The following is a 24,730-nucleotide window of genomic DNA, read 5'->3' as shown; positions in this document are numbered from 1 at the left end:
GGAACTACGGGCATGCCGTTGCTTAACGGGCTCTTAGCGGCCACCAGCTAGGTCTCGGCATTTGCAGGAATGTATTCGGGGATCAGAATGCGGATCGGGAAGCTCTTTGCGCTGTCGATGCTGACGGTGACGGTGTTTGCAGTCATCCTTGGCGCCGAGGTGCTGATACCCCAGGCGCGCATCTTCACGAACCGCTCCGATGCGATCAAGACGGTCGAGGCCTTCGGTGCGACCCTGATGGTCAGTCAGCACGTTGCCGGCCTTCGTGCTCCCTACATTTCCCCGATCTTCCAGGAGAATTCTGCGACGCAGGTCCAGATCGAAGCCGCCGCAAAGGCGGCGAAAGCGGTCGATGGCGCGTTCGAGGGGGCAAGGCGCGCCATCATGGTGCTGGATGATTCCGGAGCGATGATCGAAAACCTGGACCGTACTGCGCGGCGGCTCAAGGATATCATCACGGCGGCAGATCGCGCGATGAGCGTGCCCCTGGCGACGCGCGACGGCGCTGTAATCAAGGGCTTCCTTCCAGGCGTTGCCGAGGTCATCGGCAATATCGAGCCGATCATGAACCGGCTTGAAGCCAAGGTCATCAATGCCGATTCCTCGCTTGCGGCGCTGTTGAGCCTGGCGCGAACGGCGCAGGATCTGCGCGTCTCGGCCGGCAGCCGCGCCGCCACGCTGTCGCCGGCGCTGAGCGCTCGCCGACCGCTCACGGCGGCCGAATTGTCGCTGATGGATCGGATGCAGGGACGTGTCGAGGCCGACCGCGAGCGCATCGAGGCCGGCATCGACCAGCTCGGAAGCCCGCCCCGGATCGCCACCGCGCTGAAGGCGGCGACGGATTCCTATTTCGGGAAAGCAGCCGCTGCCGTGGACAAGGAGATGCTCGCGGCGCGTGGCGACGGCAAGTACGGCATCAATGCCGAAGAGCTGGCCAACATCATCGTCCCCGCCATCCAGATGTTCTACGGCGTCCGCGATGCCGCGCTGGCGGAAGCTGCCGAGCGCGCCTCGGCCGCGCGCGACGGCGCGCTGGCGATGCTCGCGCTCGCGGGCGTGGCGGTGCTGGCGCTGCTGGGGACACTCGGTGGCGTGACGATGATGTTGCGCAGGCGCGTGGTGACGCCGCTCAGCCGGCTCGCGGACGTGATCGCAACTCTTGCCGCCGGGCAGCACGAGGTCGAGATTCCCGTGACCGGCCGCAATGACGAGATCAGCCAGGTGGCGGGCTCGCTCCAGCACTTCAAAGATTCGCTCTCCGCCAAGAAGGCCGCCGATGAGGCCGCCGCGGTGGAAGCCGAGGCGAAGCTCCGGCGCAGCCAGCGCATGGACCAGATCGCACGCGATTTCGAAGCGTTGATCGGCGACGTCATCAACACCGTGTCGTCGGCATCGTCGGAGCTGGAAGTGTCGGCGGGAACGCTGACGAGCACCGCCGATCAATCGGAAAAGGTCACCGCGACCGTTGCGGCCGCCTCCGAGCAGGCCTCCAGCAACGTGCAGACCGTCGCCGCGGCCGCGGAGGAAATGGCGTCCTCGGTCGACGAGATCAGCCGGCAGGTCCAGGACTCCGCGCGGGTGGCCGGCGAAGCGGTGCAGCAGGCTGCGCGTACCAACGACTATGTCGGCGAACTCGCCAAGGCGGCCGGCCGGATCGGCGACGTGGTCGAGCTCATCAGCCAGATCGCGGGCCAGACCAATCTTCTGGCGCTCAATGCAACGATCGAGGCGGCGCGCGCCGGCGAGGCCGGGCGCGGCTTCGCCGTGGTCGCCTCCGAGGTCAAGGCGCTCGCCGAGCAGACCGCCAAGGCCACCGGCGAGATCAGCCAGCAGATCACGGGAATCCAGAGCGCGACGCAGGATTCCGTCGGCGCCATCAAGTCGATCGGCGACACCATCACCCGCATGTCCGAGATCGCATCGGCGATCGCCTCCGCGGTCGAGCAGCAAGGCGCGGCGACGCGGGAGATTTCCCGCAACGTGCAGCAGGCGGCATGCGGCACCCAACAGGTCTCCGCCAGCATCGTCGACGTGCAGCGCGGCGCGAGCCAGACCGGATCGGCCTCCTCCACCGTGCTCGCGTCAGCGAAGTCGCTGTCCGGCGAGAGCGGCCGCCTCAAGGTCGAGGTCGGGAAGTTCCTGGACGCGATCCGGGCTGCGTAAGTCACGTAGCCGGAAGCGCTCAGAACTCGCCGTGTAGCCGCCCGGAAAATACCGACACCGGGCCGCGATCGGCGTTGTAGGCGGGGTTGACGATCAGCTGGTAGTCGGCGGTGAGGGTGAGACTCTTGTTCAGCGCGTAGGCGTAATAGGTTTCGAGGATGCGCTCGCGGCGGTAGTTGAGCGCGCCGTCGCCGATGAGAACACCGAGGCCGCCGGCGGCCAGGAAGTCGCGATAATCCTGCGAGATGGCATTGATGGCGCCGCCGACGCCGATCACGTCATCCGGCCGGCCCCATTTCGTGCCCTTGATCGACAATCCCGCCGACAGGCTGCGGTGAATGTCGGTGAAGGCCAGCGTCTCGGTCTTGCCGTCGTTCCAGCTCCAGCGGCTGAACAGACCGACATCGTCGGTGATCGCCTGCTCGAGGTTGAGCACGTAGCCATACTTCAGACGGCCGCGTCGGGTCTGCGCGATGTCAAGGTTGAGCGCGGGATTGTCCAGCGTCTCGCGGAAGCTGCCCATATTGGCGCTGTCGAGCCAGCCGATGGTCCTGAGCTTGCCGGGTTGGCCAAGGAGCGAGAAGCGCGTTTCGAGCTCGAGCACGTACTGGCCGCGCTCGCCGACCCTGGTGTCGAAATGATTCGAATTGGACTCGGCGACCATCAGGAAGTAGCCGCCGCGCAGCGCCCACTGCTTCTGGTTCAGCTCGGCGGTGACGCCGTAGGTGAGGCCGACCTTGTCGGCTGAATAGTCGAAGGCGCCTGGCGCCCACAGCGACCAGTTCATGAAGTCCTTGCGGGTGTCCTTGGCGTAGGCGTTGCCGTCGAACACGTCGATCACGGGGAATTTGCCGGCCTGCACCGTGAGCCTGGATACGTCGACCTTCTGTCCGAGCTGCAACTGGCCGCTCGCGAGCTCTTCCTGCTCGCCGCCAAAGCCGAATGTCTGGCGCACGAACAGGCGCGATGTGTTGTAGTGCGGATAGGGGAAGTTCGACTTCTGCGCCTCGCCGTTGGGGAAACCGGCCGCGCCGACCGTGTCGTTCAATCCAAATCCCTGCAGCAGTTCGGGATTGTAGTAGACCTCGCCGCCGTCCCACAGCTTTGCGTTCAGGAACAGGCTGTTGCTCCAGGTCGCCTTGGCCTGCCTTGATGGCGAGAGCGAATTCGGCCCGGTGTAGAGGGCGGGGAACGACGGGTAGCCTTGCGGCAGATAAGTGCTCTGGCCGTGGATCTCCCAGCGATCCGATTCGGTGTCGATTAGCGAGCCGATCCCCAAGCTCTTGGGATTGTAGCCCGGCATGCCCGGCCAATCGACCTTGCGGTTGAGGCCGAGCCGGATCGTTTGGAAGTCGAGCGACGACGAATTGTATTGGGCACCTGTGGAGAAGGCGACATTGGCGCCGTCGAAGCGGCTATAGAGATATTCGAGCCGTGCGCTCCAATGCGGCGCAAAGCCGTATTCGATGCCGGCACCCGCGATCCAGCCGGGCCGCGTGTTCAGGATTTTCGGGACTGCTTCGCCTGCGGCCGGCGTGTCGAAATAGCGCTCGCCCATCCATGCAAAGCCGCCGGTGGCGTAGACCAGCCAGGGACCGCTGGTGTAGCCGACGCGGCCGCGCAGGCTCGCAGTGTAGTCCCATTGCTGCGTGACGGTGTTGGCGGGTGTCGCCAGGAAGGACACGATCGAGTTGGAAGTGATGTAGTTCGGAAACGAAAAATCGCCTTCGACGCCGAGGAGCCAGCCGGAATTGAGCCGGTAATTGTAGCCGGCCTGCACGCCGCCGATCATGCCGCTGAAGACGCCGCTGTCGCTAATGCCTGTGCCGTCGTTCAGCGCGAAGCGCGACGAGCCGAGGCTGTAGCCGGCATGCGCACCGATGTAGAGGCCGGTCCAGTCATAGACGGCCTTCAGCGCCGGTGCCTTCAGCGGCAGATCAGCCGCGCGGCTGCTGGCGGGCAAAGTCAAGACGCCCGTGGCAATCGCCGCGGCCGTTCGCAAATACCTGTAACGGTGACCCCTCAACGTCAAAACGCACGCCCCCAAAGCGAGTGTGTCCACTCGCCGCACTATCCCTGCCGATTCGCGGCGACCCTGTCATCAGGATTAGGTGCTCCGCGATCGGTCGAGATGATCTCGATCCGGCGCGATTTCTTCCCAAGCCCCTGAGTCTCTGGAAACCTTATTGCGATTAATTCGCAGTAGCAACTAGTGCGGATTGTCGCAGGAGATGGTTCGCACCGCGATGTGACGGGACTGCAACAAATTCCAAGGTCCAAAACGGTTGACCCCGCCCGGGGGGACATCCGGGCGGGGTCGGGGGCACGACACGGGGTGGATGAGGCGCCCGTGTCGGACGCGGGATCCACGTGAGATCGGCCTCAGGGACTCAAATCAGAAGCAGGTACGCACGCGGCCGACGTACTGGCCAAAGGCGTTGTACTGGGCGGCCCAGCCGCAGCGGTGATAGCCGTTGTAATAGGGATCGTTGCTGGCGGCGATCGCGGAGCCGACGACGGCGGCGGTGGCGATGCCCAGGCCGACACCGACGCCCCAGCCGAGCGGCTTGGCTTGCGCCTGCGAGGTGGTGGCCACGACGCTGCCGGTCAGGGTGAGCGCGGTGAGGGCAACTGCGAAAATCTTGGTCTTAATCGACATGTGAAACTCCATCCGGGTTGAGGCGGTCCCTTGTGGCCCGCGTACCGAGTTGGACGGAGGCTCCGCGCGTCCGGTTCGAACTCGGCAAAGGCGGAGCTCGAGTCTGGCTCTTTCCTGAATGATTCCAGAAGGATGAGCGCTAGCCGAGCGGGCCTTTTGCGAGCCTGTTCACGTCGAAGTTATCAACCTCGGCAAGCAGCTCGCAAAAAGCGCGGGCGCCCTGGTCGATCAGCTGCTCGCCCTTCGCGGCCACGGCTAGCGTCGCGTTGCCGGCGGCGCCGCTCGCGTGGAGATCCTGCGCCTGCCAGGCGAACGGCGCGGGTCGCTGCGTCGACAGCCAGCGATATTGCTGCTCCATCGCGATGCTGCTCGCGGGAAAATTCGCGATCGCATCCATGCGCACCCGATCGGGATAGCGCGCCAGCATGATCGAGGTTTCAATGGCGCCGCCGTGGATGCCGTGGCGCACTTCGTCGGCCGGGAACAGCTTGTCCGCGCCCGACAGCCGCGACCACGACGTCGTCACCACGAACAGTTTCCGATGCGCGCGAAGATCCTGCGCGACCAGCATCATGGCCGCGCTGTTGCCGCCATGGCTGGTGACGATGACGAGCTTCTTCACTCCGCGGCGCGCGACGTCCTCGCCAATCGCGGTCCATTTTTTCAACGCGATGTCAGTCGGCAGCGTCTGCGTGCCCGGATAGTCGATATGCTCGGTGGAAATCCCGATCGGTTCAACGGGCAGGAAAGTGGCCGGAGCGCGCTCGGGCAGGAGCTCGCGCACGCGCGCGAGATAGGCGTCCGCGATCAGCACGTCGGTCTCGAGCGGCAGATGCGGGCCGTGCTGCTCGGTCGCGGCCAGCGGCAGCACCGCGATCCAGCGCGAAACCTCCGCGAGGCTGGCATCGGCCCAGCGAATCTCGGTCCAATCGCGGGAAGGCGTCATCAAGGTTTCTTTGCCCGAATTTGTCGCGTAATTTAGGGTATCAGGGGACGCGGGCCAGGCCGGCTCGCGTCCCCGAATGTCTTGCGGTTTTATCGCGTTGCTTGGACATCGGCTAGAAGCGATCGACGGAGTCCCATCATGAGCCCCTCTCATCTGCGGCGAGCCTTAACGGCGGGCCTGATGGCCGCTTTCGTCTCGGTCGTCCCGGCCCGCGCCGAAACCCTGGACAAGGTCATGTTCGGCACCAATTGGGTCGCCGAGGCCGAGCATGGCGGCTTTTTCCAGGCCGTCGCCGATGGCACTTACAAGAAATACGGGCTGGACGTCACCATCGTGCCCGGCGGGCCCAACGAGAACAACCGGATGCTGCTGATCGCCGGCAAGATCGATTTCTTCATGGCCGCGAACACGCTGATGTCGTTCGACGCAGTCGCCAACAACGTCCCGGTCGTCACCATCGCCGCGGTGTTCCAGAAGGATCCGCAGGTGATGCTGACGCAGCCCGATGCCAAGGTCGCCAAGATCGAGGACCTCAAGCCGCTGACGCTGTTCGTCTCCAAGGAGGGCATGACCAGCTATTTCCAGTGGCTGAAGTCCGAATACGGCTTCAGCGAGAAGAACGTTCGCCCCTACAATTTCAATCCGCAGCCCTTCATCGCCAATCCCAAGAGCGCGATGCAGGGTTACGTCACCTCGGAGCCCTTCGCGGTCGAGAAGGCCGCGGGCTTCAAGCCCAACGTGTTGCTGCTCGCCGATTACGGCTTCAACACCTATTCGACCCTGATCGAGAGCCGCCGCGACGTCGTCGAGAAGAAGCCCGACCTGGTGCAGCGCTTCGTCGATGCCTCCATGGTCGGCTGGTACAATTACATCTACCGCGACAATTCAGCGGGCAACGCCATGATCAAGAAGCTCAATCCGGAGATGACGGACGAGCTGCTCGCCTATTCCGTCGCCAAGATGAAGGAATACGGCATCGTCGATTCCGGCGATTCGCTGAAGAACGGCATCGGCGCGATGAGCGACGAGCGCTACACCTCCTTCTTCAACAAGATGGTGAAGGCGGGCGTGGTGAAGGCGGACCTCGATTTCCGCAAATCCTATACGCTGCGCTTCGTCAACAAGGGCGTCGGCGCCGAGCTGCGCCCGAGCAAGCCGTAGCGCAGGGCCGATGTCATCAGTCCAAACGTCGGCGGGGGTCGAGACCGGCCTGACGGCTCTGGCTGTCAGCCTGCGCGGCGTGACGAAGGCCTATGACAACGGCCTGATGGCGCTCGGCCCGCTCGATCTTGCGGTGCGCAAGGGCGAGTTCATCTCGCTGCTGGGGCCGTCAGGTTGCGGCAAGTCGACGGCGCTGCGGCTGATCGCCGAACTCAGCGCGCCGTCGTCAGGAATCGTCCGGCTGGCGCGTCGTGAGGGCACACCGCAGCCAGGTCATGTTCACCCAGGTCATGGCATCGGCTTCGTGTTTCAGGAACCGACCCTGATGCCCTGGACCAGCGTGCGCGAGAATGTGCGGTTGCCGCTGAAGCTCTCAGGCGTTCCGAAGGCGGAATCGCGCGCGCGCGCCGATGAGGCGCTCGCAAGCGTCGGGCTTGCCGATTTTGCCGACGCCTTTCCGCGCGAGCTCTCCGGCGGCATGAAGATGCGGGTGTCGCTGGCGCGCGCGCTCGTCACAGACCCTGATATCCTCCTGATGGATGAGCCGTTCGCGGCGCTCGACGAAATCACGCGCTTCCGCCTCAACGACGATTTGCTCGCGCTGTGGCGCAGGCTCGGCAAGACCGTCATCTTCGTCACGCATTCGGTGTTCGAATCCGTCTATCTGTCGCAGCGCGTGGTGGTCATGACCGCGCGGCCGGGCCGCATCCAGGCCGACTTCCGCGTCGAGACGGTCGAGCCGCGTGGCGAGGAGTTTCGCACTTCAGTCGCCTATTCCGATTATTGCCGGAAAGTGTCGGCGGCGCTGGCGCCGTCCTATGCAGGGCAGTCGACGCTATGAACGCGCAAGCTTCCGTCACTGCGAAGCCGTCCGGCGCGCAACGCGCGGTGCGCTTCGCGCTACCGGTCATCGTGTTCGCGGCGGGACTGCTCGCCTGGGAGCTCGTGGTCCGGATCAAGGACATCCCGCCTTACGTGCTGCCGGCGCCCTCGGTCATATTCGCGACACTGATCAAGGATTGGGCGGTGCTGTCGCAATCGCTTGCCGCGACGCTGCTGACCACGCTTGAAGGTTTTGTCGCGGCCAGCGTCGGCGGCATCGCGCTGGCGCTGCTGTTCAACCAGTCCAAATGGGTGGAAGCATCGCTATTCCCCTATGCCGTGGTGCTTCAGGTCACGCCGGTCATCGCGATCGCGCCGCTGCTGCTGATCTATCTGGAGCAGCAGACCGCGGTCGTGGTCTGCGCCTTCATCGTCGCCTTCTTCCCGGTGCTGTCCAATACCACGCTCGGGCTCAATTCGGTCGATCGCAACCTCGCGGGCCTGTTCCAGCTCTATGGCGCCTCGCCACAGCAGACCCTGCGCTATCTCAAGCTGCCGGCGGCGCTGCCTTATATTCTCGGCGGCCTGCGCATTGCCGGCGGCCTGTCGCTGATCGGCGCGGTCGTGGCCGAGATCGCGGCGGGAACGGCCGGCGCCGGCTCCGGGCTCGCCTACAGGATCGCAGAATCCGGCTACCGCTTGAACATACCCCGCATGTTCGCAGCGCTGCTGCTGTTGTCGCTGGCCGGGATTGTCATCTATGGGGTGCTGGCGCTAGTTTCCCACCTCGTCTTACGGCGCTGGCACGAGAGCGCGCTTGGAAAGGACAACTGATGACCACCGGTTCGATTTCGTCCGAAAAGATCGACCTTCTGATTTATGGGCCGGTCCGGCCGATCCTCGAGAACGGGTTTTCCGATCATTTCGTCGTGCACAAGGCGGAGACGCGGGGCGATCTCGAGCGGCTGACGCCGGCGATCCGCGAAAAGATCCGCGGCGTGGCGGTGACCTATCACACCGTGCGCGCCGACCGGGATTCGCTGTCGCAATTGCCCAAGATCGAGATGGTGGCGAGCTTCGGCGTCGGCTACGACCACGTCGATGCCAAATACGCCGCCGAGCATAACATCATCGTCACCAATACGCCCGACGTGCTGACCGAGGAGGTCGCCGACGTCGCGATGGGGCTTCTGATCTCCACGGTGCGCGAGTTCATCAAGGCCGACCGTTATGTGCGCTCCGGTCTCTGGCAGACCCAGAACTATCCGCTCAGCGTCGGCTCGCTGCGCGACCGCAAGGTCGGCATCGTCGGCATGGGCCGGATCGGACAGGCGATCGCGCGCCGGCTCGATGCCTCGCTGGTGCCGGTGGTCTATCACACCCGCAACCCGTCCAAGGACGTCTCCTACAAGCACTACCCCGACCTGATCGAGATGGCGAAGGCGGTGGACACGCTGATGGTGATCGTGCCCGGTGGCGCCTCGACCAACAAGATGATCAACGCCGAGGTGCTGAAGGCGCTCGGCCCGCGCGGGGTGCTGGTCAACGTTGCGCGCGGCTCGGTGATCGACGAACCGGCGCTGGTCCAGGCGCTCAAGTCCGGCACCATCCTCGCGGCCGGCCTCGACGTGTTCGCGGCCGAACCGAACGTGCCGGACGAGCTCAAGGCCATGCAGAATGTGGTGCTGCTGCCGCATATCGGCTCGGCCTCGGTGGTGACGCGCAACGCGATGGATCAGCTCGTGGTCGACAATCTCAAGTCCTGGTTCTCAGGCAAGGCGCCGTTGACGCCGGTTGCCGAAACGCCGTTCAAGGGACGCTGATGGGAGTTCTTCGCGTCGTTACATTCGCCGTCGTGGCCTGCTTGGCCGCGATCGGCATCGCGCAGGCGCAGGATACGACGACCCTGAAGAAGGAGATGCCCGGGCAGTGGGAGCTCTCGACCACCGAGCGCAGCAAGACCTGCGTCGTCACGCTCAAGGCCGACGCCGCGGCGCAGGGCTTCAAGCTCGAGCTGGAGCCGGCCTGCAAGGCCGCGCTGCCTTTCACCAAGGACATCGTCGCCTGGAGCGTCAGGGGTCTCGACATCGTCCGCTTGCAGGATGCGAGCGGTGAGGCCGTGATCGACTTCACCGAGGTCGAGGCCGGCATCTTCGAGGGCCTGCGGCAGGGCGAGGGCGTCTACATCCTGCAAGACCTCGCCGCCGCCCGCTCGATGGCGAAGTCGATGGACCAGATGATCGGCGACTGGTCGATCGTGCGCGGCAACGGCCAGCCTGTCTGCGGGCTAACGCTGACCAACACGGAAGCCGGGCCGGACAATTTCCAGGTCTTCCTCAAGCCGAAATGCGATGCGGCCATCGCGCAGTTCAACCCGACGCAATGGCGGCTAGACCGCGGCCAGATCATCCTGCTGTCGAAGGCCGGCGAGGCCTGGCAGTTCGAGGCCGACGACAACGCGCAATGGCGGCGCGTCCCCGATACCGCCGATCCCCTGATCATGCTGCGGCAGTAGCGCCGCGAAACGCAATCTCGTCCTGAGGGCCCCGCCATAGGCGGGCGTCTCGAAGGATGGTGGCAGGCTACGTCGTCGGCTTGGGCGGCGGCGCTGTGCCTTGGGCCCACTTCTCCATCTTGCCGAGCACGCCCCAGGCTGTGAGCGCCAGCGAGATCGGCATCGCGAACTGGCCGAGGCCCGGCACCGCCGACACGAGCGTCCCGAGCAACCCGGCAAGGCCTCCCGCATTGGGGCTCGCCGTCACCGACGACAGCAGCGCCGTGATCAGCGAGCCGCCGATGCCGAGCGCAGTCTTCTTGCCGTCGAGCATCTTGCCGATGGTCTCGCCGAGCGCGCCATTGACCTGGCCGAGGACGGGCTTGCCGTCCCGGTTGAGCAAGGTGCCGAGCAGGTCGACGACCTGCTTCAACTGGTCGACGGGAGCGGGGCTGGTTGGGGTGAGGGTGACTGGTCCTGGCATGGGGGCTGACTTGTTGACGAGGGAAAAGAGCCGTTCGAACAGGCTGATCGGATCATTGGTGGCGGGCAGCGTATTGCCCGATGTCGTCGTTGCCGGCGTCACACCGCCGACCGGCGGCCGCAGCAATTGCGCGAGGTCCTCCAGCCGCTTCATGATCCGGGAGACATCGCCGGTCGGTCCGGTGGGGCCCGACTGCGCCGCGCGCGTGAGGGCGCCGACGGTGGCGCCGTCGAGAAGTCCGGTATCTCTCAGGCCGTTCTGCTGCTGAAACTGCGAGACCGCGGCCCTGGTCTTCGGCCCGCTGATGCCGTCCTCCGCGAGCGGCGGATTGGCGCCGAGCTTGTTGAGCGCCTGCTGCATGAGGACGATCGTCGACGCCGCGTCGTCCTCCGGCTCGGCGCGGCTTGCGAATTGCGGGCTGCCGTCGAGGGTGATCGAGGAATCCAGCGACATCATCGCATGCAGGATCACCGCGGTGCCGAGCTGGGAATCGACGTGGTTCGAATCGAACACATGATCGCGGACGAATTTTCCGGCCCTTGCCTCGGGCGGGCCATACAGCGTCGAACCGCCATAGAGATAGGGCGAGTTGCAGCCCTTGGCGTGATAGCCGAAGCCGTTGAACGCTTCGAGCCGGAACAGAATCCGCGCGATCCCCCAGTCGTGAGCGCCGACAAAATTCTCGATTCTGAAGGCGTCCACGGCGCCGTCCACGAACGTGGCAAACGGACCGCGTCCTTTCGGAACGAGCGTCGTCGCGCGATGGAGCGTTTCCCCGTTGCCGAGATAGGTGTCGAAATCGAAATTGGATTCGCGGTAGTGGCAGAGGGCAGCGAAATACCAGGGCACGCCGGTCAACCGCTCGATCTGCTGATAGGTCGCCTTGCCGTTGATGGCTTTGCGCGCGATCGCGTTCGCGTCGGAGAGGCGCGAAGGCCGGATCTCGAGATTGGCCCAATTACGCTCGTATTCGCTTTTCAGACTCTCGAATGAAATCATTTTCCGCTCCCGCAATGAATGAGTTTTCGCAACTGCGCGTCAGTCGAAATGAACCAGGTGCCGTGATCAGGGCGTGAGGCCAGCGTGATCTCCTGCAAGTCTGGCAGGCCGCCGGGGCGCCGCGTGTGAAGTGGGTTACAACCTCGCCGGGAAAATGAGCGGCAGGACCGGGATCAGGGCGGCGGTCCGCGACGGAACCGGCAGGGCCGCTGCCCCGTTAGCGACGCGAGGCAGTCTGGCCAGGGAGTCCAACATGACCACGCGCGTCCTCGCGATCGGCATCGAACCCGGCAACGCGGACTACAGCGCATTCCCGCAGCTCACGCCGGAGCTCGTGCGCAACTATATCGATGCGCAGCTGCTGCGCCTGCGCGATCTCGGTTACGAGGTCACGAGTTGCCTGATCGATCTCGATGCCGCGGCGGAAGCCGCCGTCACGGTAGCGTTGCGCGAGGAGAATTTCGACTGCATCGTGATCGGCGCGGGGCTGCGCGAGCCTCGGGAGCGTCTGCTGCTGTTCGAGAAGGTGCTCAACCTCGTCCACCGCCTGGCGCCCGACGCCGCGATCTGCTTCAACACCACGCCAGCCGACACCGCCGAGGCCGTGCAGCGCTGGGTCGATGCATGAGATGAAGCGGCCGGCCCGTGCTGCGCATGCGCCATGGTCTGAGCCGCCTTCGATCCGAGCCTCCGACGCCATAGCGTGACGCGCCGGGTCCCGAAATGGTGATTTTTCTGGTCCGAATCCGGCTGCGGCGCTATGACTCGTCTGACCACAGGGGAGGGCGAGCATGCTTCGAGGTCTTCGCATTGGAAGTTTCGCTATCGCGGCATGTCTGGCGGTCGTGATCGCGATGCCGGCTCATGAGGCGGCGGCGCAGGACGCCATTGGCGGTGCCATCCTCGGTGGCGTCGGTGGAGCGATCGTGGGTGGCGCCATCGGCGGAGGCCGCGGCGCCGCCATCGGCGCCGTCGTCGGTGCCGGCACGGGCGCTGCGATCGCCTCCGAGGGCGAACGCCGCCGCTCCGGCTATTACGCCTATCAGCGCGGCTGCTACGCGCAGCGCCGGGACGGCTCCTATGTCCCGGTCGATCCGCGATATTGCTACTAGATCAGCCGCATCCCGCGCAAACTCGCATGCCCGCTCTTGCCGACGATGATGTGGTCGTGCACGGCGATGCCGAGCGGTTTTGCGATGTCGATGATCGCCTTGGTCATCTGGATGTCGGCCTGCGAGGGCGAGGGATCGCCTGAGGGGTGGTTGTGCACCAGGATCAGCGCGGTCGCGGACAATTCCAGCGCGCGCTTGATCACCTCTCGCGGATAGACCGGGGTGTGATCGACGGTGCCGGTCTGCTGCACCTCGTCGGCGATGAGCTGGTTGCGCTTGTCGAGGAACAGCAGGCGAAACTGCTCTTTGTCGGCGAACGCCATGCTGGTGCGGCAATAGTCGATCACTTCGTTCCAGGACGACAGCGCGTTGCGGCTGTTGACCCCGCCCTTGGCGACGCGATGCGCCGCCGCCGCGAGCAGCTTGAGCTGGTGGATCGCGGACTCGCCGACACCGTCTACCTCGCGCAGGCGCGCCACCGGCGCGTGCACGACCTCGGCGAACGAGCCAAAAATTTTGATCAGCGACTTCGCCAGCGGCTTGGTGTCACGCCGCGGCAGCGCCGAAAACAGTGCCATCTCCAGCAGCTCGTAGTCGCTGAGCGCGTCCGCACCCGCGCTGTAGAAGCGCTCGCGCAGCCGTTCGCGATGGCCGAGATAGTGCGGCGCTTCTTCGGGCTTGCTCTTGTCGTGGTCGGTCTTGGCGGGCATCGGCCGCCAGCATTGCCGCGGATAACCGTTTTTGCAACCGTCAATTGCGGCGGCAAATCCGTTTCACGCCAGCCGGCGAATGCGAACGTCAGCCGCCGGGATCACCCGATCTGCTTCTCGCCGTGCCGCTCCGACAGCGTGAAAATCTCGACGCCGGTGGCGGTGACGCCTACCGAATGCTCGAACTGCGCCGATAGCGAGCGGTCGCGAGTCACGGCGGTCCAGCCGTCGGAGAGGATCTTCACATGCGGCTTGCCGAGATTGATCATCGGCTCGATTGTGAAGAACATGCCGGGCTTGAGCTGCACGCCCTCGCCGGGCCGGCCGATATGGATGATGTTCGGCTCGTCGTGGAACATGCGCCCGAGGCCATGGCCGCAGAAATCGCGCACCACGCTCATGGCTTGCGGCTCGACGAAACTCTGGATGGCGTGGCCGATGTCGCCGGTGGTGGCGCCGGGCTTCACCGCGGCGATGCCGCGCATCATGGCCTCATAGGTCACCTCGATCAGCCGCTCCGCCTTGCGTGCGATCGGGCCGACTGCATACATCCGGCTGGAATCACCGTACCAGCCGTCGACGATGAAGGTGACGTCGATGTTGACGATGTCGCCCTCTTTCAGCGGACGGTCGCCGGGCATGCCGTGGCAGACCACGTGGTTGAGCGAGGTGCAGGTTGAATAGCGGTAGCCGCGATACATCAGCGTCGCCGGATAGGCATTGTTGCTGAACGCGAAGTCGCGGACGAACTGGTCGATGCGGTCGGTCGGAACGCCGGGCCCGACGATGTCGGTGAGCTCGTCGAGGCACTTCGCCACCAGCGCTCCCGCCTTGCGCATGCCGGCAAAGGCGCTTGGTCCATGCAGCTTGATCTGCCCGGTCTTGCGGAGCGAGGTATCGGTAGCTTCGACGTAGCTCATGCGGGCGCAATCTTCTGGGGTGGGCTCGATATCGGCGGAAAGGCTTGATTTCGCGCCCAATTTAATGATTGCGCGCCTTCATGCAAGTCAGGCCTGCCCTGCCTTGCGCCTGAAAGCGGGCCTAATTCGGGACTTCCATGATGGTTTCCACCGGCAGGGCGCCGCCGCGGACGCGGATTTCGCGAACCGGGTAGGGAACCCGGATGCCTTCGCGCTTGAAGGCGTCCCACAGCGCCAGCATCACGTCGCTCTTGACGTTGTCCATGCCGTCGGGGTCGGCAATCCAGAAGGTGAGCGAGAACTTCATCCCGGCTTCGGCGAACTCGGTCAGGATGGAATTCGGCGGCTTGCCCTTCTGCGCGCGCGGGTGAGCGGCCGCGGTCTCGGCGGCGAGCTTGCAGACCAGCCGCGGGTCGGCGTCGTAATTGGTGCCGAAGGCGATCTTCACCAGCGTGTTCTTGTCGGTGTAGGTCCAGTTGACGACCTTCTGCGTCACCAGATCCTCGTTCGGCACCAGGAATTCGCGGCCATCGCCGGCGGCGACGGAAATATAGCGCGTCTTCATCGCGCTGATCCGCCCGGTGTTGTCGCCGATGGTGACGAGATCACCGGGCTTCACCGATTTGTCGGCGAGCAGGATGATCCCCGAGATGAAATTGGCGACGATCTTCTGCAGGCCGATACCGATGCCAACGCCGACCGCGCCGGAGAACACCGCGAGCGCCGAGAGATCGATGCCGACCGTGCCGAGCGCGATCACGATCGCGACCGCAAGCAGGCCGATGCGGATGATCTTGACCAGCAGCACCTGCACCGATGGCGTCAGATCTGTGGTCGAGTTGATCCGGCTCTCGGCGAAATTGCTGGCGATGTTGGTGAGCCAGAGCGCGATGAGCAGCAGCGCACCCGCCTTGATCACGAGCAACGGCGTCAGCCGCAGGCCGCCGAGCACGATGGCGAAAGAGTCGAGCAGGTCGACCGTCGCATCGAGCTGGCCGAGGATCGAGAGCGCCGCGACGAACCAGGCCGTGATCGACACCAGCTTGACGATGAAGGCGTTGCGCAGCACCGAGGTCAAGAGCCGGATCGCGAGCCAGGCCAGCCCCAGCTTGGCGGCGACCATCAGGAGATAGCTGCGGCTCGGCCAGGTCGCGTGGTACATGACCACGCGGGAGACGATCACGAGCAGGGTGAAAACCGCCGTCGAGGCGCTGGAGACCATCACCCGGACGAAGTGCCGGAGCGGCAGCGGCCAGCGCATCGCCAGCGAGGTCATGTCGACGCGGCTGCGAACGGCGGCTTCCGCGGCATAGGCGATGCCGGCCGCGGCCAGAATGAGCCCGAATTGCAGGTAGAACCAGGGCGAGGAGATTTCCGCCCCGACGCTGCGCGCGGTGGTCTGCACGAACTCCATGAAGTCTTTGAGGTCCATGTCTATCGGTCTCGTCGGGGAGCGGGCGGGAGGCGTTGATTCGAGCGCGCCGGAGAATCCCACAAAGGGCGCGGCCGGACCACCGATACACCGCCAAGTGAAGTGCGTTAAGGCCGCAAAATGCGGGCAGATTGCCGCGAGCGGGAGAAAATGGGTTGGCGTGGGAGTCCGCCGACGATAAGGATGCAATTCCAGCGATTTCGTACCCGGAAGGTGGATGGCTTCCCTCGACAGTGTCAGCCTCGCCATATTGCTCGGTGCCGTCCTGGTGTTGGCCGGGATCCTGTCAAGCCTGCTTGCGCTGCGCTTCGGCGCGCCCCTTCTGCTCGTCTTCCTCGCGATCGGCATGCTCGCGGGCGATTCCGGTCCCGGACAGCTGCAGTTCGACGACGTCCGAACCACCTATCTGGTCGGCTCGGTCGCGCTCGCCCTGATTCTGTTCGACGGCGGCTTGCGGACCCGCTTTGCCAGCATCCGCACCGTGCTCGCGCCTTCCATGGTGCTCGCGACCGTCGGCGTGCTGCTGACCTCGCTGATCACGGCGCCGTTCGCGAAATATGCGCTCGACCTCAACTGGACGGAGTCGCTGCTGGTCGGCGCCGTGGTGGCCTCGACTGACGCGGCCGCAGTGTTCCTGCTGGTGCATACCCAGGGCCTGCGCCTGCGCCCGCGCGTCGGCGCGACGCTGGAGGTGGAATCCGGCACCAACGATCCCTTCGCGATCTTCCTGACCCTGATGCTGGTCGAGTACATCTCGCTGGGAACAGGCACGGCCGCGCATGTGCTGATGGAGTTCGCCCAGGAGGCCGTGCTGGGCGCCGTCGTCGGGGTGATCGGCGGGCGTCTGGTCGTCATCGCGCTCAATAAGGTCGCGCTGCCGCAGGGCCTCCATGCGCCGTTTGTCACCACCGCCGCGCTCGTCATCTTCGGCGGCTCGCAGATCATGCATGCCTCAGGCTTCCTCGCGGTCTATCTCGCCGGGATCATCATCGGCAACCGCCCGACCCGCGCGCATAATTCGGTGGTGGCCTTCCTGGACGCCGCGACCTGGCTGGCGCAGATCGTGATGTTCGTCCTGCTCGGCCTGCTGGTCTCGCCGAGCCGGCTCGGCGGCAGCGTGCTGCCGGCGGTCGGGATCGCATTCGTCCTGATGCTGCTGGCGCGGCCGATCGCCGTGTTCGTCTGCCTGGCGCCGTTCCGCTTCAACTGGCGCGAAAAGATCTTCATCGCCTGGACCGGCCTGCGCGGCGCGGTCGCGATCTTCCTGGCCTCGATCCCGATGCTGGTCGGGCTGTCGAAGGCCTATCTCTATTTCGACGTCGCCTTCGTCGTCGTCATCATCTCGCTCCTCCTGCAAGGCTGGACCCTGGGGCCGGCCGCGCGCAAGCTGCACGTGGCGCTGCCGCGCGCCGAACGCGGCCCGCGCCGTGTCGAATTGGACTTGCCCGGCCAGCTCGAGCAGCAGCTCGTCGGCTATCCGGTGCGGTCCAAGAGCCTGTATTTTCGCCGAGGCCTGATCCCGTCCTGGTCGAAGCCGACGCTGGTGATCCGCAAGGAGAACATTTTGACGCCGGCGGAAGCCGAGCCGATCGCGCCCGGCGATTACATCTATCTGCTGGCGCCGCCGGAAAAGGCCGAATCGCTTGACCGCTTCTTCGTCGACATGCAGCCGAGCTCAGCGCCGGACCCGCATCTGCTGGGCGACTTCATGGTCTCCGGCGAGCACACGCTCGCCGAGCTCGCGGAGATCTACGGCGTGGAGGTCGGCGAGGACGAGCGCGGGCACACGCTCGCTGATTATTTCGACGTCCATCTCGACCGCGCGCCGAAAGAGGGCGCGGAGCTCGTGCTGGATCCGATCGTGCTCGTGGCGCGCTCCATCTCCGGTGGCCGAGTCAACGTCGTCGGCCTGCGCCTGCCGGAAGACGAGGAAACGCCCGCGCCGCTGACGCGCAGGCAGGTCCTGCGGCGCAAGCTGGCGGATCTGTGGAGCTCGGTGGCTGGGGTTTAACGCCACATCCGCGTTGGCGGTCATTGATGAAGCGCACGTCTGCTTCTTCGTCGTCCTGGCCTAGTGCGCAATTGCGCACAGGCGCCAGGACCCATACCCACCGTCAGCTGTTTTGCGAAGGCTGGTGGTGACGATCTGGCCCACCCACTCTCCTCTCTGGGGTAATGGGTCCTGGCTTTCGCCGGACGACGGCGGAGAGCGATGGCGACAACGCTGGAACCGCCCCCAAATCGCCGCAACCGCCGAAGATTTGCGCGTCTTCGTGACCGCTGCTCCCGGAACGCTCCGCGATGCCGCTCGTTCTTAGCGGCGTAAACGCATCCGACAGGAGTAATCCATGCGAAAGCTCATCTTGCCGGCCATCGTCGCGATCGGGCTCGGATCGGCCGCGCCCGCGATGGCCTATGACACCGGCGATCAGATCTCGATGCAGGTCGCGCTCGACGTCGCCACCGACATCGGCGTCATGACCGTCTCGCACACCGAGTTCCTCGGCGACGAATGGCAGATCGAAGGCCGTGATCGCGCCGGCCGCTGGATGGAGGTCGATGTGGACGCGCGAACGGGTGAGGTGCGCAACGTCGATCGCGGCTGGTAGTGGCGGGTCTCGGTAGCGGTGTCGGCGAGGATCACTCGGCCGGCACCGCCACCATCCAATGCAGCGCGATCGCCGCTCGCGGTACGATCCATTACCCCGGGGAGTAGTTTTGCGAACACCGGCAGTTACGTTTTCTTCGCTGGTACGCACACCACCTGCCGCTGATAGATCACGCGGTATGGGTCCTGGCTTTCGCCAGGACGACGGCGGAGGGTGGGCCGGCGGCTTGCCTCATCCGTTGCCTGCTCAACGGACCCCTCACGTCAGCACCTTCACCCCGCCGAACGACGTCACGCGGCCCTGCTTCAGCATCACGATCTGCGTCGCGAGCTGGCGCAGCTCGGCGACGTCGTGGCTGACATAGACCATGGGGACGTTGGCCTCATCGCGCAGCCGCACCAGATAGGGCAGGATCTCCAGCTTGCGGCCCTCGTCGAGCGCGCCGAGCGGCTCGTCGAGCAGCAGCAGGCGCGGCCGCGACAGCAGCGCGCGACCGAGCGCGACGCGCTGGCGCTCGCCGCCGGAGAGCTTTCCGGGGCGGCGACCCTGCAGCGCGCCGATGTCGAGCAGCTCGATGACGCGCTTGTGCTGCGCCGGATCGGGCGCGAGGTGGTTCATCCGCCTGCCATAGTCGAGATTTTGCGCGACGTTGAGATGCGGAAACAGCCGCGCATCCTGGAACACATAGCCGATGCGGCGGCGCCAGGTCGGCACATGAATGCCGGCCGCGCTGTCGTCGACCGTCTCGCCGTCGATCACGATGGTGCCGCGGTCGGGCCGCAGCAGCCCCGCGATCATGTTGACCAGCGAGGTCTTGCCGGCGCCCGACGCTCCGAACAGTCCGATGACGCGGCCTTCGCTCGCGAAGGACGCGGACAGCGAGAACTCGCCGAGCTGCTTTTCGATGTCGACGCGCAGCATGGTCAATTCCCGTGCAGGCGCGCGGTGGCGCGGCGGGCGAACCATTCGGCCGCGATCAGCGCGCCGAGCGCCAGCACGATCGAGACGATCACGAGCCGTCCCGCGGCGGCGTCGCCGTCCGGGGTCTGGATCAGCGAATAGATCGCGGACGAAATCGTCTGGGTCTCTCCGGGAATGTTGGAGACGAAGGTGATGGTCGCGCCGAACTCGCCGATCGCCTTGGCAAAGCCAAGCACCATGCCGGCGAGCACGCCGGGCAGCGCCAAGGGCAGCGTCACCGTGAAGAACACTTTGAAAGGAGTGGCGCCGAGGGTCTCGGAGGCCTGCTCGAGCCGGCGGTCGATCGCCTCGATCGACAACCGCATCGGGCGCACCAGCAGCGGAAACGCCATCAGGCCGCAGGCAAGCGCGGCACCGGTCCAGCGGAAGGCGAATACGATGCCGAGATGGTCCGCCAGGAAAGCGCCGACGAGTCCGCGGCGGCCGAAAGTGAGCAGCAGCAGATAACCCGTGACGACCGGCGGCAGCACCAGCGGGAGATGCACCAGCGCATCGAGCACCGACTTGCCCCAGAAATCACGCCGCGCGAGCAGCCATGCCAGCGCAATGCCGAACGGCGTTGCCACCAGCGTCGCGATCACGGCAACCCTGAGCGAGAGCAGGATCGCGGTCCATTCGGCGGGAGAGATGTCGAGCATCAAATCGCAAATTAAGTAGAGGGGCTGATCAGGAACTTGAAACCGTATTTTTCGAGAATGGTCTTGGCGGCGGTCGAGCGCAGGAAGGCGAGATAGTCGCTTGTGTCGCCCTTTGCCGTCGCGGTCGCAGCGACGGGATAGATGATCGGCGGATGCGAATCCGCCGGGAAGGTGCCGACGATCTTCACGCCGGGCTCGACCTTGGCATCGGTGGAATAGACGATGCCGAGGTTGGCCTCGCCACGCGCGACCAGCGTCAGCGCGGCACGCACGCTCTCGGCCATCGCGAATTTCGGCTCCGCCGCCTGCCAGGCGCCCAGGCTCGTCAGCGCCGCCTTGGCATATTTCCCGACTGGTACGGACTTGACGTCGCCGGTCGCGATCCTGCCGTCGCCGGCGAGTTTTGCGAGGTCGAACCCCTGCCCGATGGGGACGTTGTCGAGCCTGGAATCCTTCGGCGCAATCAGCACGATGCTGTTGCCGAGCAGATTGACCCGGGTCGGCTCGTTGATAGTCTTCTTGGAGATCGCGTAATCCATCCAGTCGGTGTCGGCGGAGACGAATACATCGGCCGGCGCGCCCTGCTCGATCTGCCTGGCGAGCACGGAGCTTGCGGCATAGCTGACGATGAATTTGACGCCGGTCCTGGCGGTGTAGGCGGCGTCGACCTCGTCGAGCGCGTTCTTCATCGAGGCGGCCGCGAACACGGTGATGGTCTTGTCCTCGGCTCCAGCAGGCGAAAGGCCCGCGGCCAGAAGGAATAAAGCTGAAAAAAGCACGGAAAGGCGGGACATCGGCAGCGCTCCATGCGCGCGCTCAGGGCACGCAAGGCGGCGCGCGCAAGACGGCGTGGGTTGAATGAGGCTTGCGACCGGCGGAAGCGCTGTTCCGGCAGGCCCGACGGACTTACGGTCCGGCAAGCGATCGCTGGGTCATCATAACAGGGTGGCGGAACAGGTCAAAGGCGACGGTTCGCATAGCGCCAACCAGGAATTCGTCATCCTGGCGGAGAGTTTTACGGCTTCGCATTGCCCGCGTGCAGCACGGCCTTGCACGCCGCCGGCATCTGCGCCAGCGTCATCGGCGGTTTCGGCTTCGGGGGCTCCGGCGGGGGTTTGGGGTGCAGCACGCCGTCGCTGAACCAATAGGCGAGATCGGAGGGCTTGCAGCCTTCGTCCTCGGATTGCGACGGCTGGCCCTCGCAGTCGCTCGCGCCCGCCGGGCAGTGCATGCGGATGTGGAAGTGATAGTCGTGGCCCCACCACGGCCGGATCTTCGACAGCCAGGAACGGTCGCCCTTGGCCTCGCGGCACAGCGCCTTCTTGATCGCGGCATTGACGAAGATGCGCTGCACCGCCGGCTCCTGCGCCGCGTCGCGCAGCACCAGCACATGGCCCGGCGTGAACACCTTCGGATCGATGTCGAGCCGGTCCGGGCGCACCATCATCACCGCCGACATGTCCTCGCGCTCCTCGCGCGATAAGCGATGGTCAGGCATCGGCGTCAGCCAGATGTCGGCATCGAGGCCGATCTGGTGGCTGGCATGGCCGGACAGCGCCGGCCCGCCGCGCGGCTGGGCGATGTCGCCGACCAGGATGCCCGGCCATCCCGCGTCCTTGTGCGCTCTTGCCGCAAGCCGCTTGATCAGCGCGATCATCGCGGGGTGACCATAGCTGCGGTTGCGCGACAGCCGCATCACCTGCCAATTGTCGCCGTTGAGCGGCATCTGCTCGGCGCCGCCGATGCAGCCCTTCACATAGGAGCCGATGACGTGCGCCGGTCCCTTCGACGGCAGCAGCTTTCGCGCGAACAGCTCCTTGGCGCCGATAGTGGGATCGTTTGGATTGGCGAGCGGCGGCAGCGGCTTTGGGTTGACGCTGCCCTTGTCCTGGGCCAGCGCGTCGCCGGCGGCCAGGAGCGTCATGACGAGCAGGAGAGGGGCGAGGCGGCGGGGACTCATGTTGACATTCTTATAACCCAACACAGCGTCAGGGTTAAGGAACAGTCCTTCCGCTGAAATATCGTCTCGAAGTCGTAGTTCCCGGTGCGTCGGCCGGCCGGTTTTTAACAATGCGATAACCCTCTCATGCATTGACCAAAATTCGTGCGTGGGACGCGTACTCACCCCCTTCTGCATGCAAGCGCGCGGGATCCCGGAAATGATTCAAGGCAGCGCGCAATTTTGCGCCATCTCGTTCTCCGATGACGACAATGCGATGCGCTTGGAGCGCCCATCGGCACGGCCGCGCCTTGCAAACGGGCAATGAGGGCTGTTTTGTCGAGACTGCCAGACCGTGCGTCCCATCGCCATGCCACCCAGGATTACCTTTTTTTCAGACACTTGCCCCAAGAGTTGCGGGGCTGGGTGCGACTGGGACGAGTGAAGTTGAGTTTGGGGTTTCGAAAGCCGAAAAAGCGAATGGGCAGCGTGCTCGGCGGCCTGCACCCGCGCAAGCCGCGCTTTGCGCGCCCCCCTCATCTTCCGTCCGAACGCGACGAAGTTCTGCGCAGCCGTGCCGAGGCTGAGGCCGCGATCGCGGAAGCGCGCAAATCCCATGAGCGCCTGCGCCAGGCCATCGAGATCCTGCCGCAAGGCATCGTGTTTCTCGACGCCGAGGGCCGCTACGTCCTCTGGAACAAGCAATACGCGGAGATCTACAGCAAGACCGCCGATCTGTTCGAGGAAGGCGCGCGCCTCGAGGACACGCTGCGCATCGGCGTCGCCCGCGGCGACTATCCCGAGGCTGCCGGCCATGAGGAAGAATGGATCGCCGAGCGGCTGCAAAGGCTCTATCAGCCCGGCGCGCGCCACGAACAGAAGCTGGCGGACGGCCGCGTCATCCTGATCGACGAGCGGCTGACCGACGACGGCGGCGTCGTCGGCCTGCGCGTCGACATCACCGAGCTGAAGCAGCGCGAGGCCTCGTTTCGCCTGCTGTTCGACGGCAATCCCGTCCCAATGATCGTCTGCGCGCTGGACGATGAGCGCATCCTCGGCGTCAACGATGCCGCGGTCGCCCATTACGGTTACAGCCGCGCCGAGTTCGAGCGGCTGACGATCCGTTCCCTTCAGGCTTTCGACAGTGAGCCGCCCTGGACCGCCGATGCGGCCGGCGAGGAGCAGGCCGGACGCACCTGGAAGCACGTCAGGGCCGACGGCGCCCTGATCGACCTTGCGATCTATTCGCGCGAACTGATCTATGCCGAGCGGCCCGCGGTGCTGCTCGCGCTGATGGACATCACCGAGCGCAAGCGCGCCGAGGCGCGGCTCGCCTTCATGGCCCAGCATGACGGGCTGACCGGTCTGCCAAACCGCAATCTGCTGCGCCAGCAGGTCGACGAGATGCTGCTGCATACGAGGCGCAGCACCGACAAGGTCGCCCTGCTGATGCTGGGGCTCGACAATTTCAAGGCGGTCAACGACACGCTGGGACACGCGGTCGGCGACAAGCTGCTGCGTGGCGTCGCCAAGCGGCTGCGTTCGACCTTGCGCGAGAACGACGCGCTGGCGCGGCTGAACTCGGACGAGTTCGCCATCGTGCAGAGCGGCCTGACGCGTCCCGAGGATGCGGTGCTGCTGGCCAAGCGCCTGCTCGAAGCCATCGCCGATCCCTATCTGCTCGACGGCCATTCCGTGGTGGTCGGTGCCTCCATCGGCATCGCGATGGCGCCGGGCGACGGCGACGATTCCGAAAAGCTGCTCAAGAGCGCCGACATGGCGCTGTCGCGCGCCAAGCTGGATGCGCGCGGATCGTTCGCGTTCTTCGAGGCGGCGCTCGATGCGAAAGCGCAGACCCGCCGCAAGATCGAGGTCGAGCTGCGCGACGCCATTCAGAACGACGTGCTGCGGCCGTACTATCAGCCGCTGATCGACCTCCAGAGCGGCCGCATCACCGGCTTCGAGGCGCTGGTGCGCTGGCCGCATGCCGAGCGCGGCATGGTCTCGCCGGCCGAGTTCATTCCGGTCGCGGAAGAAACCGGGCTGATCAATCCGCTCGGCGGCCTGATGCTGCGCCGGGCCTGTCACGATGCCGCGACCTGGCCGGACGACGTCCGCGTCGCCGTCAACCTGTCGCCGCTCCAGTTCCGCAGCGGCAATCTGCTTTCGGTGGTGACGGATGCGCTGAAGCATTCCGGCCTGCCGCCGCGGCGGCTCGAACTCGAGATCACGGAGACGCTGCTGCTGGAGAAAAGCGCCCAGGTGCTGGCGACGCTGCACGCGCTGCGCGCGCTCGGCGTGCGCATCTCAATGGACGATTTCGGCACCGGCTATTCCAGCCTGAGCTATCTGCGCAGCTTCCCGTTCGACACGATCAAGATCGACCAGTCCTTCGTGCGCGATCTCGGCGCCAATCGCGAGGCACAGGCGATCATTCGCTCGATCGTCAGCCTCGGCAAAGGCCTCGGCGTCACCATCACCGCCGAAGGCGTCGAGACCGAAGCCGAGCTGAGCTGCCTCCGCACTGAGGGCTGCGACGAAGGCCAGGGCTTTCTGTTCAGCAAGGCCCGGCCGAATGCGCAGATCATCAGCCTGCTCGCCGCGCAGCGCGGCATCGACGGCGTAGGCGAGGACGCCGCGCTGGTGGCCTAGGGTTAAGGT

22 protein-coding genes are annotated in these 24,730 nt (G+C 65.3%); 11 read left to right on the top strand and 11 right to left on the bottom strand.

Annotation, left to right across the window (positions count from 1 at the left end; translation table 11 throughout):
- Positions 1 to 87: 87 nt before the first annotated feature.
- The gene (locus IVB13_RS23210; protein ID WP_018460091.1) at positions 88 to 2,163 is read left to right on the top strand and encodes a HAMP domain-containing methyl-accepting chemotaxis protein; all 2,076 of its coding nucleotides are present in this window, start codon (positions 88 to 90) and stop codon (positions 2,161 to 2,163) included.
- Positions 2,164 to 2,182: 19 nt separating this feature from the next.
- On the opposite strand, the gene IVB13_RS23205 is transcribed toward IVB13_RS23210, so the two are convergent.
- The 3 genes from IVB13_RS23205 to IVB13_RS23195 form a co-directional block, all read right to left on the bottom strand.
- On the bottom strand, positions 2,183 to 4,165 hold the full coding sequence (locus tag IVB13_RS23205; RefSeq protein WP_026233943.1) for a carbohydrate porin: 1,983 nt from the start codon (positions 4,163 to 4,165) through the stop codon (positions 2,183 to 2,185).
- Between the two features lie 393 nt (positions 4,166 to 4,558).
- On the bottom strand, positions 4,559 to 4,822 hold the full coding sequence (locus IVB13_RS23200) for a hypothetical protein (protein ID WP_007597808.1): 264 nt from the start codon (positions 4,820 to 4,822) through the stop codon (positions 4,559 to 4,561).
- A 139-nt stretch (positions 4,823 to 4,961) separates the two neighbouring features.
- Positions 4,962 to 5,768, bottom strand: a complete 807-nt coding sequence (locus tag IVB13_RS23195) for a creatininase family protein (protein ID WP_085358543.1) — start codon at positions 5,766 to 5,768, stop codon at positions 4,962 to 4,964.
- 138 nt (positions 5,769 to 5,906) lie between these two features.
- Between IVB13_RS23195 and IVB13_RS23190 the strand changes: the two genes are divergently transcribed.
- Genes IVB13_RS23190 through IVB13_RS23170 form a run of 5 tightly spaced genes read left to right on the top strand, consistent with a single transcriptional unit; the run spans position 5,907 to position 10,266 of the window.
- A complete protein-coding gene (locus IVB13_RS23190) occupies positions 5,907 to 6,929 on the top strand; it encodes an ABC transporter substrate-binding protein (protein WP_026233942.1) in 1,023 nt (340 codons plus the stop codon).
- Positions 6,930 to 6,939: 10 nt separating this feature from the next.
- Complete coding sequence (locus tag IVB13_RS23185) at positions 6,940 to 7,770, top strand: ABC transporter ATP-binding protein (protein WP_085358545.1); 831 nt, start codon at positions 6,940 to 6,942, stop codon at positions 7,768 to 7,770.
- Positions 7,767 to 8,585, top strand: coding sequence for an ABC transporter permease (locus IVB13_RS23180; protein ID WP_018460086.1), 819 nt, complete (start codon positions 7,767 to 7,769; stop codon positions 8,583 to 8,585). Before IVB13_RS23185 ends, IVB13_RS23180 begins: the two co-directional genes overlap by 4 nt.
- Positions 8,585 to 9,574 (top strand): 2-hydroxyacid dehydrogenase, encoded by a 990-nt coding sequence (locus tag IVB13_RS23175; RefSeq protein ID WP_018460085.1) that lies wholly within the window; start codon positions 8,585 to 8,587, stop codon positions 9,572 to 9,574. Before IVB13_RS23180 ends, IVB13_RS23175 begins: the two co-directional genes overlap by 1 nt.
- A complete protein-coding gene (locus tag IVB13_RS23170) occupies positions 9,574 to 10,266 on the top strand; it encodes an AprI/Inh family metalloprotease inhibitor (RefSeq protein WP_026233941.1) in 693 nt (230 codons plus the stop codon). Before IVB13_RS23175 ends, IVB13_RS23170 begins: the two co-directional genes overlap by 1 nt.
- Positions 10,267 to 10,333: 67 nt before the next feature.
- On the opposite strand, the gene IVB13_RS23165 is transcribed toward IVB13_RS23170, so the two are convergent.
- Complete coding sequence (locus IVB13_RS23165) at positions 10,334 to 11,728, bottom strand: peptidoglycan-binding protein (RefSeq protein ID WP_018460083.1); 1,395 nt, start codon at positions 11,726 to 11,728, stop codon at positions 10,334 to 10,336.
- Between the two features lie 253 nt (positions 11,729 to 11,981).
- On the opposite strand from IVB13_RS23165, the gene IVB13_RS23160 reads away from it, so the two are divergent.
- Together IVB13_RS23160 and IVB13_RS23155 are read left to right on the top strand one after the other, a co-directional pair.
- Positions 11,982 to 12,356, top strand: a complete 375-nt coding sequence (locus tag IVB13_RS23160; protein WP_018460081.1) for a hypothetical protein — start codon at positions 11,982 to 11,984, stop codon at positions 12,354 to 12,356.
- Positions 12,357 to 12,519: 163 nt separating this feature from the next.
- On the top strand, positions 12,520 to 12,840 hold the full coding sequence (locus IVB13_RS23155) for a glycine zipper domain-containing protein (RefSeq protein WP_026233940.1): 321 nt from the start codon (positions 12,520 to 12,522) through the stop codon (positions 12,838 to 12,840).
- Here IVB13_RS23155 and radC read toward each other — a convergent pair.
- From radC to IVB13_RS23140, 3 genes are all read right to left on the bottom strand, one after another.
- Positions 12,837 to 13,550, bottom strand: coding sequence for a DNA repair protein RadC (radC, locus tag IVB13_RS23150; protein WP_018460079.1), 714 nt, complete (start codon positions 13,548 to 13,550; stop codon positions 12,837 to 12,839). The two genes, IVB13_RS23155 and radC, sit on opposite strands and share 4 nt — an antisense overlap.
- A gap of 101 nt (positions 13,551 to 13,651) precedes the next feature.
- The gene (gene map / locus IVB13_RS23145; protein WP_018460078.1) at positions 13,652 to 14,470 is read right to left on the bottom strand and encodes a type I methionyl aminopeptidase; all 819 of its coding nucleotides are present in this window, start codon (positions 14,468 to 14,470) and stop codon (positions 13,652 to 13,654) included.
- Positions 14,471 to 14,591: 121 nt separating this feature from the next.
- Positions 14,592 to 15,908: a mechanosensitive ion channel domain-containing protein gene (locus tag IVB13_RS23140; RefSeq protein ID WP_026233939.1), complete on the bottom strand. Its 1,317-nt coding sequence runs from the start codon at positions 15,906 to 15,908 to the stop codon at positions 14,592 to 14,594.
- A 211-nt stretch (positions 15,909 to 16,119) separates the two neighbouring features.
- Here IVB13_RS23140 and IVB13_RS23135 point away from each other — a divergent pair, with 211 nt between their 5' ends.
- On the top strand, positions 16,120 to 17,913 hold the full coding sequence (locus IVB13_RS23135; protein ID WP_018460076.1) for a potassium/proton antiporter: 1,794 nt from the start codon (positions 16,120 to 16,122) through the stop codon (positions 17,911 to 17,913).
- 337 nt (positions 17,914 to 18,250) lie between these two features.
- Positions 18,251 to 18,511: a PepSY domain-containing protein gene (locus tag IVB13_RS23130; RefSeq protein ID WP_018460075.1), complete on the top strand. Its 261-nt coding sequence runs from the start codon at positions 18,251 to 18,253 to the stop codon at positions 18,509 to 18,511.
- A gap of 258 nt (positions 18,512 to 18,769) precedes the next feature.
- Here IVB13_RS23130 and modC read toward each other — a convergent pair whose 3' ends face one another.
- The 4 genes from modC to mepA all read right to left on the bottom strand — a co-directional run bounded on the left by modC (position 18,770) and on the right by mepA (position 22,090).
- Positions 18,770 to 19,432, bottom strand: coding sequence for a molybdenum ABC transporter ATP-binding protein (gene modC, locus IVB13_RS23125; RefSeq protein ID WP_018460074.1), 663 nt, complete (start codon positions 19,430 to 19,432; stop codon positions 18,770 to 18,772).
- A 2-nt stretch (positions 19,433 to 19,434) separates the two neighbouring features.
- On the bottom strand, positions 19,435 to 20,130 hold the full coding sequence (modB, locus tag IVB13_RS23120; RefSeq protein WP_018460073.1) for a molybdate ABC transporter permease subunit: 696 nt from the start codon (positions 20,128 to 20,130) through the stop codon (positions 19,435 to 19,437).
- A gap of 11 nt (positions 20,131 to 20,141) precedes the next feature.
- Entirely contained in the window at positions 20,142 to 20,924 is a 783-nt protein-coding gene (gene modA, locus IVB13_RS23115; protein ID WP_018460072.1) for a molybdate ABC transporter substrate-binding protein, read from the bottom strand.
- 221 nt (positions 20,925 to 21,145) lie between these two features.
- The gene (gene mepA / locus IVB13_RS23110; protein ID WP_026233938.1) at positions 21,146 to 22,090 is read right to left on the bottom strand and encodes a penicillin-insensitive murein endopeptidase; all 945 of its coding nucleotides are present in this window, start codon (positions 22,088 to 22,090) and stop codon (positions 21,146 to 21,148) included.
- A 459-nt stretch (positions 22,091 to 22,549) separates the two neighbouring features.
- Here mepA and IVB13_RS23105 point away from each other — a divergent pair, with 459 nt between their 5' ends.
- Positions 22,550 to 24,721, top strand: a complete 2,172-nt coding sequence (locus tag IVB13_RS23105; RefSeq protein WP_247490666.1) for an EAL domain-containing protein — start codon at positions 22,550 to 22,552, stop codon at positions 24,719 to 24,721.
- The last annotated feature ends 9 nt before the right edge of the window (positions 24,722 to 24,730 follow it).

Origin of the sequence: Bradyrhizobium sp. 17 (assembly GCF_023073515.1) — a bacterium.
Lineage (GTDB): Bacteria > Pseudomonadota > Alphaproteobacteria > Rhizobiales > Xanthobacteraceae > Bradyrhizobium > Bradyrhizobium canariense_D.
The sequence above is the reverse complement of the archived record's forward strand: the minus strand, read 5'-3'. Positions and strand labels throughout refer to the sequence as shown.